Source organism: Enterobacter cloacae complex sp. P6RS (assembly GCF_014982245.1).
Lineage (GTDB): Bacteria > Pseudomonadota > Gammaproteobacteria > Enterobacterales > Enterobacteriaceae > Enterobacter > Enterobacter bugandensis.
Map to the genome: position 1 here is coordinate 68,413 of NZ_JADCLB010000004.1, position 15,313 is coordinate 83,725.

General features: G+C 58.5%; 19 protein-coding genes. 10 read left to right on the forward strand and 9 right to left on the reverse strand.

Annotated features, from left to right (window positions below; genetic code table 11):
• Positions 1-981, reverse strand: a complete 981-nt coding sequence (locus tag INF73_RS02620) for a type IV pilus twitching motility protein PilT (protein ID WP_041908325.1) — start codon at positions 979-981, stop codon at positions 1-3.
• Positions 982-998: 17 nt separating this feature from the next.
• On the opposite strand from INF73_RS02620, the gene INF73_RS02625 reads away from it, so the two are divergent.
• The 6 genes from INF73_RS02625 (at position 999) to INF73_RS02650 (ending at position 4,715) form a co-directional block, all read left to right on the forward strand.
• The gene (locus tag INF73_RS02625) at positions 999-1,700 is read left to right on the forward strand and encodes a YggS family pyridoxal phosphate-dependent enzyme (protein WP_028014370.1); all 702 of its coding nucleotides are present in this window, start codon (positions 999-1,001) and stop codon (positions 1,698-1,700) included.
• 21 nt (positions 1,701-1,721) lie between these two features.
• The gene (locus tag INF73_RS02630; protein WP_193540904.1) at positions 1,722-2,288 is read left to right on the forward strand and encodes a YggT family protein; all 567 of its coding nucleotides are present in this window, start codon (positions 1,722-1,724) and stop codon (positions 2,286-2,288) included.
• Positions 2,285-2,581 (forward strand): DUF167 family protein YggU, encoded by a 297-nt coding sequence (yggU, locus tag INF73_RS02635; RefSeq protein WP_193540906.1) that lies wholly within the window; start codon positions 2,285-2,287, stop codon positions 2,579-2,581. The genes INF73_RS02630 and yggU overlap by 4 nt, the downstream gene beginning before the upstream one ends.
• A 3-nt stretch (positions 2,582-2,584) precedes the next feature.
• The gene (locus INF73_RS02640; RefSeq protein ID WP_010435473.1) at positions 2,585-3,178 is read left to right on the forward strand and encodes an XTP/dITP diphosphatase; all 594 of its coding nucleotides are present in this window, start codon (positions 2,585-2,587) and stop codon (positions 3,176-3,178) included.
• Complete coding sequence (hemW, locus tag INF73_RS02645; protein ID WP_192971636.1) at positions 3,171-4,313, forward strand: radical SAM family heme chaperone HemW; 1,143 nt, start codon at positions 3,171-3,173, stop codon at positions 4,311-4,313. The genes INF73_RS02640 and hemW overlap by 8 nt, the downstream gene beginning before the upstream one ends.
• Positions 4,314-4,376: 63 nt before the next feature.
• Positions 4,377-4,715: an endonuclease domain-containing protein gene (locus INF73_RS02650; protein ID WP_192987102.1), complete on the forward strand. Its 339-nt coding sequence runs from the start codon at positions 4,377-4,379 to the stop codon at positions 4,713-4,715.
• 82 nt (positions 4,716-4,797) lie between these two features.
• Here INF73_RS02650 and INF73_RS02655 read toward each other — a convergent pair whose 3' ends face one another.
• The 3 genes from INF73_RS02655 to trmB are packed head-to-tail and all read right to left on the reverse strand — an operon-like array spanning position 4,798 to position 6,617.
• Positions 4,798-5,514: a DUF2884 domain-containing protein gene (locus INF73_RS02655; RefSeq protein WP_041908321.1), complete on the reverse strand. Its 717-nt coding sequence runs from the start codon at positions 5,512-5,514 to the stop codon at positions 4,798-4,800.
• Positions 5,515-5,571: 57 nt separating this feature from the next.
• Entirely contained in the window at positions 5,572-5,898 is a 327-nt protein-coding gene (locus tag INF73_RS02660) for a YggL family protein (protein WP_028014375.1), read from the reverse strand.
• Complete coding sequence (gene trmB / locus INF73_RS02665; RefSeq protein WP_193540908.1) at positions 5,898-6,617, reverse strand: tRNA (guanosine(46)-N7)-methyltransferase TrmB; 720 nt, start codon at positions 6,615-6,617, stop codon at positions 5,898-5,900. Before trmB ends, INF73_RS02660 begins: the two co-directional genes overlap by 1 nt.
• Positions 6,618-6,761: 144 nt before the next feature.
• Here trmB and mutY point away from each other — a divergent pair, with 144 nt between their 5' ends.
• The 4 genes from mutY to INF73_RS02685 all read left to right on the forward strand — a co-directional run bounded on the left by mutY (position 6,762) and on the right by INF73_RS02685 (position 11,206).
• Positions 6,762-7,814, forward strand: coding sequence for an A/G-specific adenine glycosylase (mutY, locus tag INF73_RS02670; RefSeq protein ID WP_193540910.1), 1,053 nt, complete (start codon positions 6,762-6,764; stop codon positions 7,812-7,814).
• Positions 7,815-7,840: 26 nt separating this feature from the next.
• On the forward strand, positions 7,841-8,113 hold the full coding sequence (locus tag INF73_RS02675; RefSeq protein ID WP_023309138.1) for an oxidative damage protection protein: 273 nt from the start codon (positions 7,841-7,843) through the stop codon (positions 8,111-8,113).
• Between the two features lie 56 nt (positions 8,114-8,169).
• A complete protein-coding gene (gene mltC / locus INF73_RS02680; protein WP_045260773.1) occupies positions 8,170-9,246 on the forward strand; it encodes a membrane-bound lytic murein transglycosylase MltC in 1,077 nt (358 codons plus the stop codon).
• A gap of 703 nt (positions 9,247-9,949) precedes the next feature.
• Positions 9,950-11,206, forward strand: coding sequence for a nucleoside permease (locus tag INF73_RS02685; RefSeq protein ID WP_041908317.1), 1,257 nt, complete (start codon positions 9,950-9,952; stop codon positions 11,204-11,206).
• Between the two features lie 90 nt (positions 11,207-11,296).
• Here the strand turns inward: INF73_RS02685 and citG are convergent, their stop codons facing one another.
• Genes citG through citD form a run of 5 tightly spaced genes read right to left on the reverse strand, consistent with a single transcriptional unit; the run spans position 11,297 to position 15,313 of the window.
• Positions 11,297-12,100: a triphosphoribosyl-dephospho-CoA synthase CitG gene (gene citG, locus INF73_RS02690; protein WP_193540912.1), complete on the reverse strand. Its 804-nt coding sequence runs from the start codon at positions 12,098-12,100 to the stop codon at positions 11,297-11,299.
• On the reverse strand, positions 12,078-12,617 hold the full coding sequence (citX, locus tag INF73_RS02695; RefSeq protein WP_193540914.1) for a citrate lyase holo-[acyl-carrier protein] synthase: 540 nt from the start codon (positions 12,615-12,617) through the stop codon (positions 12,078-12,080). The genes citG and citX overlap by 23 nt, the downstream gene beginning before the upstream one ends.
• A complete protein-coding gene (citF, locus tag INF73_RS02700; protein WP_193540915.1) occupies positions 12,614-14,137 on the reverse strand; it encodes a citrate lyase subunit alpha in 1,524 nt (507 codons plus the stop codon). The genes citX and citF overlap by 4 nt, the downstream gene beginning before the upstream one ends.
• Before the next feature lie 10 nt (positions 14,138-14,147).
• A complete protein-coding gene (gene citE / locus INF73_RS02705) occupies positions 14,148-15,023 on the reverse strand; it encodes a citrate (pro-3S)-lyase subunit beta (RefSeq protein WP_028014383.1) in 876 nt (291 codons plus the stop codon).
• Positions 15,020-15,313, reverse strand: a complete 294-nt coding sequence (gene citD, locus INF73_RS02710) for a citrate lyase acyl carrier protein (protein WP_150145036.1) — start codon at positions 15,311-15,313, stop codon at positions 15,020-15,022. The genes citE and citD overlap by 4 nt, the downstream gene beginning before the upstream one ends.

Here is a 15,313-nt window from a genome sequence, read left to right on the forward strand (position 1 = left end):
CTACAGCCGCCCCTGTGCCCGTCTCTCCGCCAGGCTCTGGTCAAAGTTCTGCATTCCCGCCTGCTGGCCGGTTTGAATGATGCCGGGCAGCTGCCACGTCTTCCCCTCACGAATCAGATTCGCCGCCGCCGCGGTATTTACCAGCAGCTCGTACAGCGCGACGCGCCCGCCCTGAAGATCGGGAAGCAGCTTTTGTGCCAGCACTGCCCGCAGGCTGCCAGCCAGCTGGTTACGCACCGGATCTTTCTCCTGCGCCGGGAACGTATCGACCAGCCGTTCAATCGCCTGTGCTGCCCCGCGCGTGTGCAACGTCGCCAGCACCAGATGCCCGGTCTCCGCCGCCGTCAGCGCCAGGCGGATCGTTTCGCTGTCGCGCAGCTCCCCCAGCAAAATAACGTCCGGGTCCTCGCGTAACGCACTGCGCAGCGCCTCTGCAAATGACGGGCTGTGCTGGCCTATCTCCCGCTGCTGAATCAGGCAACGTTCACTCTGGTACATAAACTCCACCGGATCTTCAAGCGTGAGGATATGGCCGTCAGTATGGCGGTTGAGGAAGTCGACCATTGCGGCCAGCGTGGTGGATTTACCGCTACCGGTCGCTCCCGTTACCAGAATCAACCCGTTGTCGCTGGACAACAGTTCGGGAATAGCGCGCGGCACCCCAAGCGAAGGGAGCTGCGGACAGGAACGCGGCAACAGCCGCAGGGTAACGGAGATGCCCTTCATCTGCTTAAACGCACTGCCGCGCAGACGCTGGTCTCCTGCGACCGTCACGGCAAAATCGACCTGCCCGTTTGCCCACCATGCGCCCTGCTGTTCGTCGTTGAGCCACGCCTTTAGCAACGCCCCGACATCCGGCGGCGGAAACGGGGCCGGCTCAAGGCGGCCCAATCTGCGCCAGCGCGGTGGTGAATCACTGCACAGGTGTAGATCGGAGACGTTATGCTTTACACTAAGGGCCACAATTTCTTCCACATCCATAGACTACTCCTCGGAAAATGAACGACATTGCGCATAACCTGGCACAGGTCCGGGACAAAATCTCAGCCGCTGCAACGCGTTGCGGCCGTGCTTCAGAAGAAATTACGTTGCTTGCAGTCAGCAAAACCAAGCCTGCGAGCGCTATCGCAGAAGCGATTGCTGCAGGTCACCGGGCGTTTGGCGAAAACTACGTGCAGGAAGGTGTGGATAAAATTCGCTACTTCCAGGAGCAGGAGACGTCCGATCTGCAATGGCACTTTATTGGTCCCCTGCAGTCGAACAAAAGCCGTCTGGTGGCAGAGCACTTTGACTGGTGCCATACCATCGACCGTCTGCGTATTGCTTCCCGTCTGAGCGACCAGCGCCCGGCGGAGATGCCTGCGCTTAACGTGCTGATTCAAATAAACATCAGTGATGAAAACAGCAAGTCCGGCATTGCGCTGAGCGAGCTGGATGCGCTGGCAGCAGAGGTGGCCGCCCTGCCGCGCTTAACCCTGCGCGGGCTGATGGCCATTCCGGCACCTGAGTCAAGTTATGAAAGGCAGTTTGCCGTGGCACAGCAAATGGCTGTAGCATTTGAGGCGCTTAAAGCGCGCTATGAAACGGTAGACACGCTTTCACTGGGCATGTCGGATGATATGGAAGCCGCCATCGCGGCAGGCAGCACTATGGTGCGCATCGGCACAGCCATTTTCGGTGCGCGCGACTACACCAAATAATAAGGAAACCTGAGGAACGCCATGAAGACGTTGACTTTCCTGCTCTCAACGGTCATTGAGCTGTACACGATGGCGCTTTTGCTGCGCGTCTGGATGCAGTGGGCCCGCTGTGACTTTTACAATCCGTTCTCCCAGTTTGTCGTGAAAATCACGCAACCTGTTGTCGGACCGCTGCGCCGTATTATCCCGGCCATGGGCCCCATCGACAGCGCTTCGCTGCTGGTGGCGTTTATTCTGAGCGTGCTCAAAGCCATCGTGCTGTTTATGGTCATCACCTTCCAGCCGATTATCTGGATTGCCGCCGTTCTGATTCTGATCAAAACCGTCGGTTTGCTGATCTTCTGGGTACTGCTGGTGATGGCGATCATGAGCTGGGTAAGCCAGGGGCGTAGTCCGGTAGAGTACGCCTTGATTCAGCTGGCCGAGCCGCTGCTGCATCCGATCCGTAACCTGCTTCCGTCCATGGGCGGCATCGACTTCTCCCCGATGATCCTGGTGCTGCTGCTCTATGTGATCAACATGGGGATCGCCGAACTGCTCCAGTCTACGGGCGATATGCTGCTGCCGGGGCTGTGGATGGCGCTATGAGTGCAGTAAGCACCTGCGCCGTCGGGCTGGTTTTACGGCTGTATATTCAGCCGAAAGCCAGCCGTGACAGTATTGTTGGGCTGCATGGCGACGAGCTAAAGGTCGCCATCACCGCCCCACCGGTCGATGGCCAGGCGAACGCGCATCTGACCAAATATCTGGCAAAACAGTTTCGCGTCGCCAAAAGCCAGGTCATCATTGAAAAAGGTGAACTTGGGCGGCATAAACAGGTAAAAATCCTTAATCCTCAATCTATCCCGACGGAAGTCGCGGCTCTGACAGAACAGGACTAAACCATGCAGAAAGTTGTTCTCGCGACCGGTAACGCCGGTAAAGTGCGCGAGCTGGCCTCGCTATTAAATGATTTTGGGCTGGACGTGGTGGCTCAGACCGAGCTGGGCGTGGAGTCCGCCGAGGAGACGGGCCTGACGTTTATCGAAAACGCCATTCTGAAAGCGCGCCATGCGGCGCAGGTAACCGGCCTGCCCGCGATTGCCGACGACTCCGGTCTGGCCGTGGATTTCCTCGGCGGCGCGCCGGGAATTTACTCCGCGCGCTATTCCGGGGTGGACGCCACCGACCAGCAGAATCTGGAAAAGCTGCTCGTGGCCCTGAAGGACGTTCCCGACGAACAGCGTACCGCGCAGTTCCACTGCGTGCTGGTCTACATGCGTCATGCAGAAGACCCGACGCCGATTGTCTGTCACGGCAGCTGGCCGGGCGTGATTACCCGTGAAGCGGCGGGCAACGGCGGCTTTGGCTACGACCCGATTTTCTTTGTCCCGACCGAGGGCAAAACCGCTGCGGAACTGACCCGCGAAGAGAAAAGTGCGATTTCCCACCGTGGACGCGCGCTGAAACTGTTACTGGAAGCACTACGTAATGGCTAATTTGCCGCCTCTGAGTCTTTATATTCATATCCCGTGGTGCGTGCAGAAATGCCCGTACTGCGATTTCAATTCGCACGCGCTGAAGGGCGAAGTGCCGCACGATGACTACGTCGCGCATCTGCTGGCCGACCTGGACGCCGATGTGCCGTACGCACAGGGACGTGAAGTTAAGACCATTTTTATTGGTGGCGGTACGCCGAGCCTGCTGTCAGGCCCGGCAATGCAGACGCTGCTGGACGGCGTGCGTGCGCGCCTGAACCTGGCGGCGGATGCAGAAATTACGATGGAAGCCAACCCCGGCACCGTTGAGGCCGACCGTTTTGTCGAGTATCAGCGCGCGGGCGTGAACCGTATCTCCATCGGCGTGCAGAGCTTTAGCGAGCCGAAGCTGAAGCGTCTGGGGCGCATTCACGGCCCGGAAGAGGCCAAGCGCGCGGCGAACCTGGCAACGGGGCTTGGGCTGCGCAGCTTTAACCTCGATTTGATGCATGGCCTGCCGGATCAGTCGCTGGAAGAGGCGCTGGACGATCTGCGCCAGGCCATTGCGCTGAATCCACCGCACCTGTCGTGGTATCAGCTCACCATTGAGCCGAACACGCTGTTTGGCTCGCGCCCGCCGGTGCTGCCGGATGACGACGCGCTGTGGGATATCTTCGAGCAGGGCCACACGCTTTTGACCGCTGCCGGGTATCAGCAGTATGAAACGTCCGCCTACGCGAAGCCGGGCTTCCAGTGTCAGCACAACCTGAACTACTGGCGTTTTGGTGATTATCTGGGGATTGGCTGCGGCGCCCACGGCAAGGTGACCTTCCCGGATGGTCGCATCCTTCGCACCGCCAAAACCCGCCACCCGCGCGGATTTATGGAAGGACGCTACCTTGAGCGTCAGCACGACGTTGAGGCGGCGGATAAGCCGTTTGAGTTCTTTATGAACCGTTTCCGCCTGCTGGAAGCCGCGCCGCGCGCGGAGTTTTCGCTGTACACTGGCCTGGCGGAATCGGTGATTCGTCCGCAGATTGACGAAGCGCTGGCAAAGGGGTATCTCACCGAGAGTGAGGAATGCTGGCAGATCACCGAGCACGGCAAGCTGTTCTTAAACTCCCTTCTTGAGCTGTTCCTCGCCGAAGATTCCTGAAGGCTGATTCAGGATTTCGCATCCCGTTCTGCCGGCTAAGGGAAAGGCTGGCAGAGTATGGGGATGGAAAAATCAAAACAACTCCGTAAACAAATGACGCCCGAAGAGTTACGCCTCTGGTATTTACTCAGGGGACGCCGCTTCTTTGGCTATAAGTTTCGCCGCCAGATGCCGATTGGTGCATATATCGTGGATTTTGCCTGTTTTAAGGCAAGGCTGATTATCGAGCTGGACGGTGGCCAACATCAGAATAACGAAACCTATGATTCACGTCGTACTGAATTTTTGAATGCGAACGGCTGGGAAATACTACGGTTCTGGAATAACGAATTCAGGACAAACGAGGAGGAGGTGTTAATGGCTATCAGGCAACGACTGCGCTGCCTGATGCCCTCACCCTAGCCCTCTCCCACAGGGAGAGGGAACAATTACACCCTCTCCCCTGGGGAGAGGGCTGGGGTGAGGGGCCCAGCGCGCAGCGAACTTACTTCAGCGTCCCCACCAGCGCCTTCCGGCTGTCTTCCAGCGACACCACGCGTTTACACACGTCTTTGCCGAACTGCTGGAAATCATCTTCCTGGTTCTTCCATTCGTTCTGAATGGAAGTCTGCAAGCCGCCCAGGCTGCCCAGCACGCCCTGCAGCGGGTTACCGCCGCCTTTCAGCACGGCTTTGGCGCCCATCTCGTTGATGCTGTCCTGCAGGATGCCGCCCATCGCCTGGTTCACCAGCTGCTGGCCGTCAGCGCGGACCTGATCGATCGCCTTATAGTGGAACGTCAGGCCATCAGAGCGCGTCTCGATAATGCGGTTCATCTGCTCTTTGAGCTGCTTGTCGAGCTTCGTAAGGCGGGAGCGCATATTACTGCTCTCCCCCACCTCTTTAGTGATGATTTTGTCCAGCGCGACGCGGCTCTTTTCGACGCGCGTCAGGGCGCCTTCATTAATCCATGGCAGCGCGGTACGCAAATCGGCCTGATAATCTTTCGCCTGCTCACGCTGTGCGGCAGTCAGGTTGTACTGTTTGCCGTTAAAGGTGACGTTCCCTTCCGGCGTAATCACCAGATTGCCGTTCTCGCCTTTGACCTGCACGGTTTGCGGGCTTAACACCACGTCATCACGCGGGGTGACGCTACATTGATAATCCGCATGGGCGGTGAATCCGGTTGCCATCAAAGCAACAGCCAGCAACGTTTTGCGCATCTTAAACACTCCCTCAGACAAAATGGGCCAGCTAATGCTGGCCCGCTTACTGCTTTATTAGTCCCACCAAACGTCGAAAAGTTCGCTCACGCGGACATCTTCCAGCTTGTGCTCTTCAAGCCATTTGCGAACCAGGGCCTGATGTTCTTCGGTGCATTTGCCCACTTCCTGGGTGCAGATCAGACCTTCCCATGCCAGGTAGCCGCTACCGTCGAAGGCCAGCTTGTTAGGCTCGATCACCTCGTTGATGAACGCATCAACGTCCTGGTCGATCTGCTCAACGCTGGTGCCTTCCGGGAAACGCCAGGCAACGGAGAAGCCCACTTCCTGGAATTCTTCGATGTGCATCTTTTTACGCAGACGACGGCTACGATTCTTTGCCATTATTTCACCCTCTCGAACATTAAGTCCCATACGCCGTGACCAAGACGATGGCCACGCTGTTCAAATTTTGTCACCGGACGCGATTCCGGACGCGGTACGTAGTCGTTGCTCTCGGACTGATTTTTGTACCCGTCCAGAGACGACATCACTTCCAGCATGTGTTCCGCATAAGGTTCCCAGTCGGTCGCCATGTGGAAAACGCCGCCCAGCTTGAGCTTGCTTTTCACCAGCTCGGCAAACGGTGCCTGAACGATACGGCGTTTATTATGACGCGCTTTGTGCCATGGGTCAGGGAAAAAGAGCTGAACCATGTTCAAAGAATTGTCAGGAATCATTTTGTGCAGCACTTCCACCGCGTCGTGACACATCACGCGCAGGTTCTCAACGTCCTCTTCGTGGGCCGTTGCCAGGCACGCACCGACGCCCGGGGAGTGTACTTCAATGCCGAGGAAGTTCTGCTCCGGGCGCGCTTTCGCCATAGTGACCAGCGAGGTGCCCATACCAAACCCGATCTCCAGCGTGACGGGCGCGTCGCGGCCAAACAGCTCGGTAAAGTCGAGCGGCTGCTCGCTGAACTCAACGCCCATCACCGGCCAGTAGTTGTCCAGCGCGTGTTGCTGCCCTTTGGTCAGGCGGCCCTGACGGCGGACAAAGCTGCGAATACGGCGCAGCGGGCGACCGTTTTCATCAAATTCCGGTGAAATGACGTCGTTTTTCATAAAAGAGTTGTCTGCTTGTGAGAATGTTCGGGAAACGGGCATTATCCAAAGTTAAGGCTTCTATGCAAGCATGGGAAAGATCCGGTTTACAGCAGATTGACGCTGTGCTGCAATCTGCGTCCCTGATTATGCGAATCGATGACCATGCAAGCCTCTCAATTTTCAGCCCAGGTGCTGGACTGGTACGACAAATACGGGCGTAAAACCCTGCCCTGGCAAATTGAAAAAACGCCCTACAAAGTATGGCTCTCCGAGGTGATGTTGCAACAAACGCAGGTCGCCACCGTGATCCCTTACTTCGAGCGTTTTATGGCACGCTTCCCGACGGTCACCGACCTGGCAAACGCGCCGCTGGACGAAGTACTGCACCTGTGGACCGGGCTGGGCTATTACGCCCGCGCGCGCAACCTGCACAAGGCCGCGCAGCAGGTCGCCACCCGCCACAAAGGTAAATTCCCGGAAACCTTCGACGAGGTTGCCAATTTACCCGGCGTCGGACGTTCAACCGCAGGCGCGATCCTCTCCCTTTCATTAGGCAAGCATTTCCCGATCCTCGACGGCAACGTGAAGCGCGTGCTCGCACGCTGCTACGCCGTTGACGGCTGGCCGGGTAAGAAAGACGTTGAAAAACGCCTGTGGGAGATCGCTAAAGCGGTCACCCCGGCGAAGGGCGTAGAGCGTTTTAACCAGGCGATGATGGATCTTGGCGCGATGGTCTGCACGCGCTCAAAACCGAAGTGCGAACTCTGCCCGGTGAACAACCTCTGCGTGGCGTATGCCAACCAGTCATGGGCGCAGTATCCGGGTAAGAAACCCAAACAGACGCTGCCGGAGCGCACCGGCTATATGCTGCTGATGCAGCACGGTGACGACGTCTTCCTCGCCCAGCGTCCGCCGAGCGGTCTGTGGGGTGGTCTATACTGCTTCCCACAGTTTGAAGATGAAAACTTGCTGCGTGAATGGCTTAAACAGCGCGGCATTGCGGCAGATACCCTGACGCAGCTGACCGCGTTTCGCCACACCTTCAGCCATTTCCATCTGGATATAGTACCGATGTGGCTTCCCGTGTCCTCATTCACCTCCTGCATGGATGAAGGCACCGCTCTCTGGTATAACTTAGCGCAACCGCCATCAGTCGGGCTGGCGGCTCCCGTGGAGCGCCTGTTACAGCAATTACGTGCCGGTGCAATGGTTTAGCATCGGCAACACAAAGAGGAATACGTATGGCCAGAACCATTTTTTGTACTTTCCTGCAGCGCGACGCTGAAGGCCAGGATTTCCAGCTCTACCCGGGCGACCTGGGCAAGCGCATCTATAACGAGATCTCCAAAGAAGCCTGGGGACAGTGGCAGAAAAAACAGACCATGCTGATCAACGAGAAAAAGCTCAGCATGATGAACCCGGAGCACCGCAAGCTGCTGGAGCAGGAGATGGTGAGCTTCCTGTTCGAGGGCAAAGACGTCCACATCGAAGGCTATACGCCGCCGGAAAAATAACAGCGTGCGGGTGAAACCCCGCCGTTAAAGCAAACACAACACGCACTCCCGGAATGATGAAAAAACTTTTAGCGCTAGCCCTTGTTGCGCCGTTGCTGGTCTCGTGCTCGTCCAAAAAAGGCGATGATTACAATGAAGCCTGGGTCAAGGACACCAACGGTTTTGACATTTTGATGGGGCAGTTTGCCCATAACATCGAGAACATATGGGGATTTAACGAAGTTCTTATTGCCGGACCGAAGGACTACGTTAAGTACACCGACGCCTATCTGACCCGTAGCCACATCAACTTTGATGAGGGTACGATCACCATTGAGACCATCGCAGGCACCGACCCTGCGGCACGGCTGCGTCAGGCGATCGTCAAAACCCTGCTGATGGGTGACGATCCGGGATCTATCGATCTCTACTCCGATGCGGACGACATCACCATTTCGAAAGAGCCGTTCCTGTACGGTCAGGTTGTCGACCAGACCGGACAGCCGATCCGCTGGGAAGGTCGCGCCACGAAATTTGCCGACTACCTGCTGCAGACGCGCCTGAAGAGCCGCTCTAACGGCCTGAAGATTATCTACAGCGTTACCATTAACCTTGTCCCGAACCACCTCGACAAGCGTGCGCATAAGTATCTGGGCATGGTGCGTCAGGCGTCGCGTAAGTATGGCGTGGACGAGTCGCTGATCCTGGCGATTATGCAGACCGAATCCTCGTTCAACCCGTACGCGGTGAGCCGTTCCGACGCGCTGGGGCTGATGCAGGTTGTCCAGCACAGCGCCGGTAAAGACGTCTTCCGCTCGCAGGGGAAATCCGGCACGCCGAGCCGCAGCTACCTGTTCGATCCGCAAAGCAATATTGATACCGGCACGGCCTATCTGGCGATGCTGAACAATGTCTATCTCGGCGGAATTGATAACCCGACGTCGCGTCGCTACGCGGTAATCACCGCCTATAACGGCGGCGCGGGCAGCGTGCTGCGCGTCTTCTCGAATGACAAAGTGCAGGCTGCGAACATCATCAACAGCATGGCGCCGGGGGATGTTTACTCCACCCTCACCACCCGCCACCCGTCTGCGGAATCCCGCCGGTACCTGTATAAGGTGAATACGGCGCAGAAAAACTATCGTCGTCGATAATCAACACACCTTCTCCAGCAAGGAGAAGGTGTTCTGCTTCCCCTCTCCCTGTGGGCTGAGGGATCCCCAGTAATTTTTAAGCAGAAGCATTAACGTTGTTTCAGAACGATTTAAGGCTTTCAGCGATGCTCTGGTCCGGCTGTAAATCGCTGAGGCGTTTCCTGCAGGCCGGGGCGAGGCGCAGGGATGCGCCGAGAGGGCGGGCTTTACAGGGATGTTACCTCCGCCCGTCCCCGATAAGCCGAAAGGAATTAGCCGAAGGTACCGCGTAGCGGCGATTTACCGCCGGGAGCCCGGGTCGCCAGGGCGGTGGCGATTGAGCCGCCCTGGCACGTTCACCGAAACAGCATTTACAGAGTAGCAAGGAACATAAAGTGAACGGAATGACCTCCACTGCCGTATGTTCCCCTCACCCTAACCCTCTCCCCAAAGGGGCGAGGGGATTGTTCAGTGCTCGCATTAATTTATGGGGATTCCTCTGCCCTGTGGGAGAGGGTCAGGGTGAGGGCATCAGGCCGCACCTATCCTCCACCCATACGAAAATGTTATTTGCATCACAATCCAAACTGCAAATTAATGTGGATTGCATTTTTTTGCGGGAGGTAACAAAACATATCGTTGCCAACTGATAGAATTGCATCAAATAACAACCCTGAATGTTCCTATAACAACATATCTCCCGCTCACTTGTGAGGAAAGTAACATGAACCTTAAGCTGCAGCTTAAAATCTTGTCGTTTCTGCAGTTCTGCCTGTGGGGTAGCTGGCTGACTACACTCGGCTCCTATATGTTTGTGACGCTCAAGTTTGATGGTGCGTCAATCGGTGCCGTCTACAGCTCGCTGGGTATTGCGGCTGTTTTCATGCCAACGCTGCTCGGTATCGTGGCGGATAAATGGTTAAGTGCGAAATGGCTGTATATGCTTTGCCATCTGGTGGGTGCGGGGACGCTGTTTATGGCGGCCGAAGTGACCACGCCGGGGGCGATGTTTATGGTGATCCTGCTTAACTCGCTGGCGTATATGCCAACGCTTGGGCTGATCAACTCCATCTCCTACTACCGCCTGAAATCTGCCGGCCTGGATATCGTCACCGACTTCCCGCCAATCCGTATCTGGGGCACCATCGGCTTTATCATGGCGATGTGGGGCGTGAGCTTCGCGGGCTTCGAGCTGAGCCATATGCAGCTGTATATTGGTGCTGCGCTCTCCGTACTGCTGGCGCTGTTCACCCTGACGCTGCCAACCATTCCGGTATCTAACCAGCAGAAAAACCAGAGCTGGAGCACCATGCTTGGCCTGGATGCCTTCGCCCTGTTCAAAAACAAGCGCATGGCGATCTTCTTTATCTTCTCCATGCTGCTGGGCGCGGAGCTGCAAATCACCAACATGTTCGGCAACACCTTCCTGCACAGCTTCGATAACGATCCGCTGTTTGCCGGGAGCTTTATCGTTGAGCACGCGTCGGTGATGATGTCCATCTCGCAGATCTCCGAGACGCTGTTCATCCTGACCATCCCGTTCTTCCTGAGTCGCTACGGCATCAAAAACGTCATGCTGATCAGTATCGCCGCGTGGATGCTGCGCTTCGGCCTGTTCGCCTACGGCGACCCGAGCGCGTTCGGCACCGTGCTGCTGGTGCTGTCGATGATTGTTTACGGCTGCGCCTTCGACTTCTTCAACATCTCCGGTTCGGTGTTTGTGGAAAAAGAGGTGAAGCCTGAAATCCGCGCCAGCGCGCAGGGCATGTTCCTGATGATGACTAACGGCTTCGGCTGTATTCTGGGCGGCGTGGTGAGCGGTAAAGTGGTTGAGATGTACACCACCAACGGTATCACCGACTGGCAGCCCGTGTGGCTGATCTTCGCGGCGTATTCGCTGGTGCTGTTCTTCGCGTTCCTCGCGCTGTTCAAGTACAAGCACGTTCGCACAGCGCACGGTACACAGCCGATTGCGCATTAATCCTTGATGGCTTTTGCCCGGTGGCGGCTTCGCCTTACCGGGCCTACAAAAGCACGGAGAGTAGGCAGGGTAAGCGTTAGCGCCACCCGGCTATTTTATTGCAGAGAGCATCCACCCCACCGACAGCAAATCCGCGCTGCCGCCCGGACTCAGGTTTCGTTCAATCAGTGCCTTATCCATCTTAAGCAACGCGTCGCGATCCCAGCCGTTAGCCAGCAGTTTCCGCGCATAGCCCTGAACGTAGCGCAGCCCCTGAATGCCGCCGCGTGACACGAGATTACTGTCCTGATTGACCGCCATCAGGCGCAACAGCAGGCCGTGAAGCGACTGTCCGTTCCACTGCCCCAGCGCCTTACGCACCGTCGCAAAGCCGCTCTCCGCCTCGCCTCGCGCCCCGGTTAAGCCGTACTGCTGAAACTGCCGCTCGCCCGCCGTCGCCTGCCCGCTGCGCGCTGCCAGCTCCCGCGACACCAGCCCGCTGCAGATGTTACTCACCTCACAACAGAGGCTGTCCGCAGAGACATTTTTCACACGCCCGGCAGCGAAGCACAGCAGGCCGAGAGCAAAAATCCCGCCCTTATGCGTGTTCACGCCGTTCGTCGCGGCGTACATCGCCTGCTCGCAGGCCATCCCCATCGGGCGGATAATCCGCAGCTGTGCGTCAGCGGGTTTATCCGCATGCACGTTACCGAGTTCAGCAAAGCGCGAAAACCACGGTGCAATCGCCGCGATGCTGCGGACAAACAGCGCGTGGTCCATATCGCGATGGGAACCGTTGTTGAGCTTGTCCACCAGCCCCGGCTTGGGCGTCAGCTCCAGCTCCTGCCACAGCGCCGCTTCGGCAAGCGCGGGCACATCAACCGGGCGCGGTTTAGTCGCGAGCAAACCAGTCATCGATCGTCTTCTCCACGCGGGAAACTACCTGCTCAACGGGATGGCGCCGCGAACGGGAGCAGGCATGCGCGGGCTCGTCGCAGATCAGACAGCGCCTGAGGTTTGCCCCCAGCGACTGACGCCCGACGTGGCCGTGCTGAGGGCAGATCACGTCCAGATCCCACAGCCTGCCGAGCGGGTGCGTCTGCTCCAGTTCCGCGCAGTGCGCTTTGATTTCCGCCGCCGGATGGGCGACGCACCAAAAGGCTTCCGGTCCGGTGGGCAGCCACAGCACCTGCCGGTCCAGCACCTGCCAGCGGTTCTCCCACAGCAGCTGGTCGCACATCTGGAGCGCCACGCCCATGGTGTTGCGATAGCGCAGGCTGTCCTTGATTTCCCCTGGCGTGACCAGCGTTAGGGAGATCACCGGCTGTTTATAGTGCTCAAGCATGTCAGCCTGACGGGCTGCGCGACGCTCTTTCGCCGCCAGCAGTTCCTCCAGGCTGACACCCGCCCGCACGGGTGTCGCTAAAATCATACTGACTCCTTCACCTGTCGTACGGTGTCGATCACGCTGCCGTCGCGGTAGCGGATCACCCCGACGATTTTGTCTGTAAATTCAATCGGTTTCGGTACGCCGGTCAGGGAAATCGCCCGCTCATAGAGCGCGCTGATGTCCACTACCTTCAGCCCGGCCTCCAGCAGCCGCTCGCGGATCTCCTGGCGCGCCGGGTTGACTGCAATACCGTGGTCGGTGACCAGCACGTCGATGCTCTCCCCCGGCGTGAGGCGCGTGGTGACGCGCTTGACCACCGTCGGAATGCGGCTGCGCAGCAGCGGCGCGACCACGATGGTCAGGTTGGCTGCCGCCGCCACGTCGCAGTGTCCGCCGGATGCGCCGCGCATCACGCCGTCGGAGCCGGTGATGACGTTGACGTTGAAATCAACGTCAATTTCCAGGGCGCTGAGGATCACCACGTCGAGCTGGTCGCAGCTTGCCGCCTTGCTGCCGGGGTTGGCGTAGACGTTGGTGGAGATCTCTACGTGGTTCGGGTTGCGCGCCAGCGAAGCCGCCGCCTGGCCGTCAAAGCACTGGGTGTCGAGCAGCTTTTCGATAAGCCCCTTCTCGTGCAGATCCACCAGGCTGCCGGTGATGCCGCCGAGCGCAAAGCGCGCCTTCACGCCGCTGCGCTCCATCTTCTCTTCCATAAAGCGGGTGCAGGCGGTGGCCGCCGCGCCGGAGCCGGTCTGCATCGAGAAGCCCGGTTTGAAATAGCCGGAGTGTTCAATCACGTCCGCCGCATAGCGGGCGATCATCAGCTCGCGCGGGTTGCTGGTGACGCGCGCCGCGCCGACGCTGATTTTCGCCGGATCGCCCACGCTCTCCACCTGCACGATGTAGTCCACCTGGTCCTGCACCAGGCTGGCGGGCATATTCGGGAATGGCACCAGCTCTTCGGTCAGCAGCACCACCTTACGGGCAAAGTGCGCGTCCACCATCGCGTAGCCGAGCGAGCCGCAGCACGATTTACCGTGCGTGCCGTTAGCATTGCCAAACGCATCGCTGCACGGCACGCCGAGAAACGCCACGTCGATATTCAGCTCGCCGCCCTGGAGCAGCTTCACGCGCCCACCGTGGGAGTGAATCTGTACCGGCTCGTCCATCAGCCCGTGGGAGATGGCGTCCGCCAGCCTGCCGCGCATGCCCGAGGTGTAAATCCGGGTGATGACGCCGCTTTCAATATGCTCGATCAGAGCGTCGTTGCAGGTCATCAGCGAGCTGGAGGCCAGAGTCAAATTTTTAAATCCCATCCGCGCCAGCAGCGCCACAACGGTGTTGATCACCCGGTCGCCTTCGCGAAAGGCATGGTGGAAGGAGATGGTCATCCCGTCCTGCAGGCCGCTGCGCGCTACGGCTTCTTCAAGGGAGGCACATAGCTTGCGGTTGTGCTTCGCGTCACTGTCCGCCAGCCAGGGCGTCGCGCTGTGGGCAGTATCAAAGGGTTTCAGGTCCCGCAGATGGGGGAAGTTTACGTGGAGAAGTTCAGTCTGATTCATTTTGTCATCCTTACCGACGCACGCCGGAGGCCGCCGCGCGCTCCAGCACCACCTGCGCGTGGTTAATAATCGGTGCATCCACCATTTTGCCGTTGAGCGACACCACGCCCAGGCCGTTACGCTCGCCCTCTTCTGCCGCCTCAATCACCCTTTTGGCATGATCCACCTCTTCCTGCGTCGGTGCATAAGCGTTATGCAGCAGGTCAATCTGGCGCGGGTTAATCAGCGATTTGCCGTTAAAGCCCATCTTGCGGATCAGATCGACCTCGCGAAGGAACCCGGCCTCGTCGTTAACGTCTGACCACACCACATCGAAGGCGTCGATGCCCGCGGCGCGAGCGGCGTGCAGCACGGCGCAGCGGGCATAGAACAGCTCGGTGCCGTCGCCGCGCTCGGTCTGCATGTCCATCACGTAGTCAAAGGCGGCCAGCGCGATGCCGATGAGGCGCGGGGAGCTGCGGGCAATCGCCACGGCATTGATGACGCCAATGGCCGACTCAATCGCCGCCATCACGCGGGTGGAGCCGACCTCGCGGCCGCACTCGCGTTCGATGCGCTCAAGATGGCCTTCCAGCTCGTAGACGTCGTCCGGGGTGTCGGTTTTTGGCAGGCGGATCACGTCCACACCCGCGCGCACGGCGGCTTCCAGATCCAGCAGGCCAAACGGCGTGCTGAGCGGGTTAATGCGCACCACGGTTTCGATATCCTGATACATAGGGTGCTGTAGCGCGTGGAAAACCAGCATGCGCGCGGTGTCCTTCTCACGCAGGGCGACGGCGTCCTCAAGGTCAAACATGATGGAGTCGGGGCGGTAGATAAACGCGGTGGAAAGCATGGCGGCGTTGGCGCCCGGCAGGAACAGCATACTGCGGCGGAGTTTGCTCATTTCAGCGCCTCCCAGTTGATGGCCCGTTCATCGGCGGCACGCATCAGCGCGCTTTGCAGGCGGGCGCGAATAACACAGTCCAGCGCCCCTTTGTCTTCAATAATGATGAGCCCCTGGCGCACGTTCATGGCGCGCAGCGTGTCGTTGACCACCTGGCGAATGTGCTCGCCAAACTGCTTAATCACTTCACTGTGGATGACAATCTCCAGCTCTCCGTGAGCGGGGGCGATTTTCACCATCAGGTCGCTGGACTCCTGCGTTCCGGCCAGCGCCTCCCTTACAATATTCAT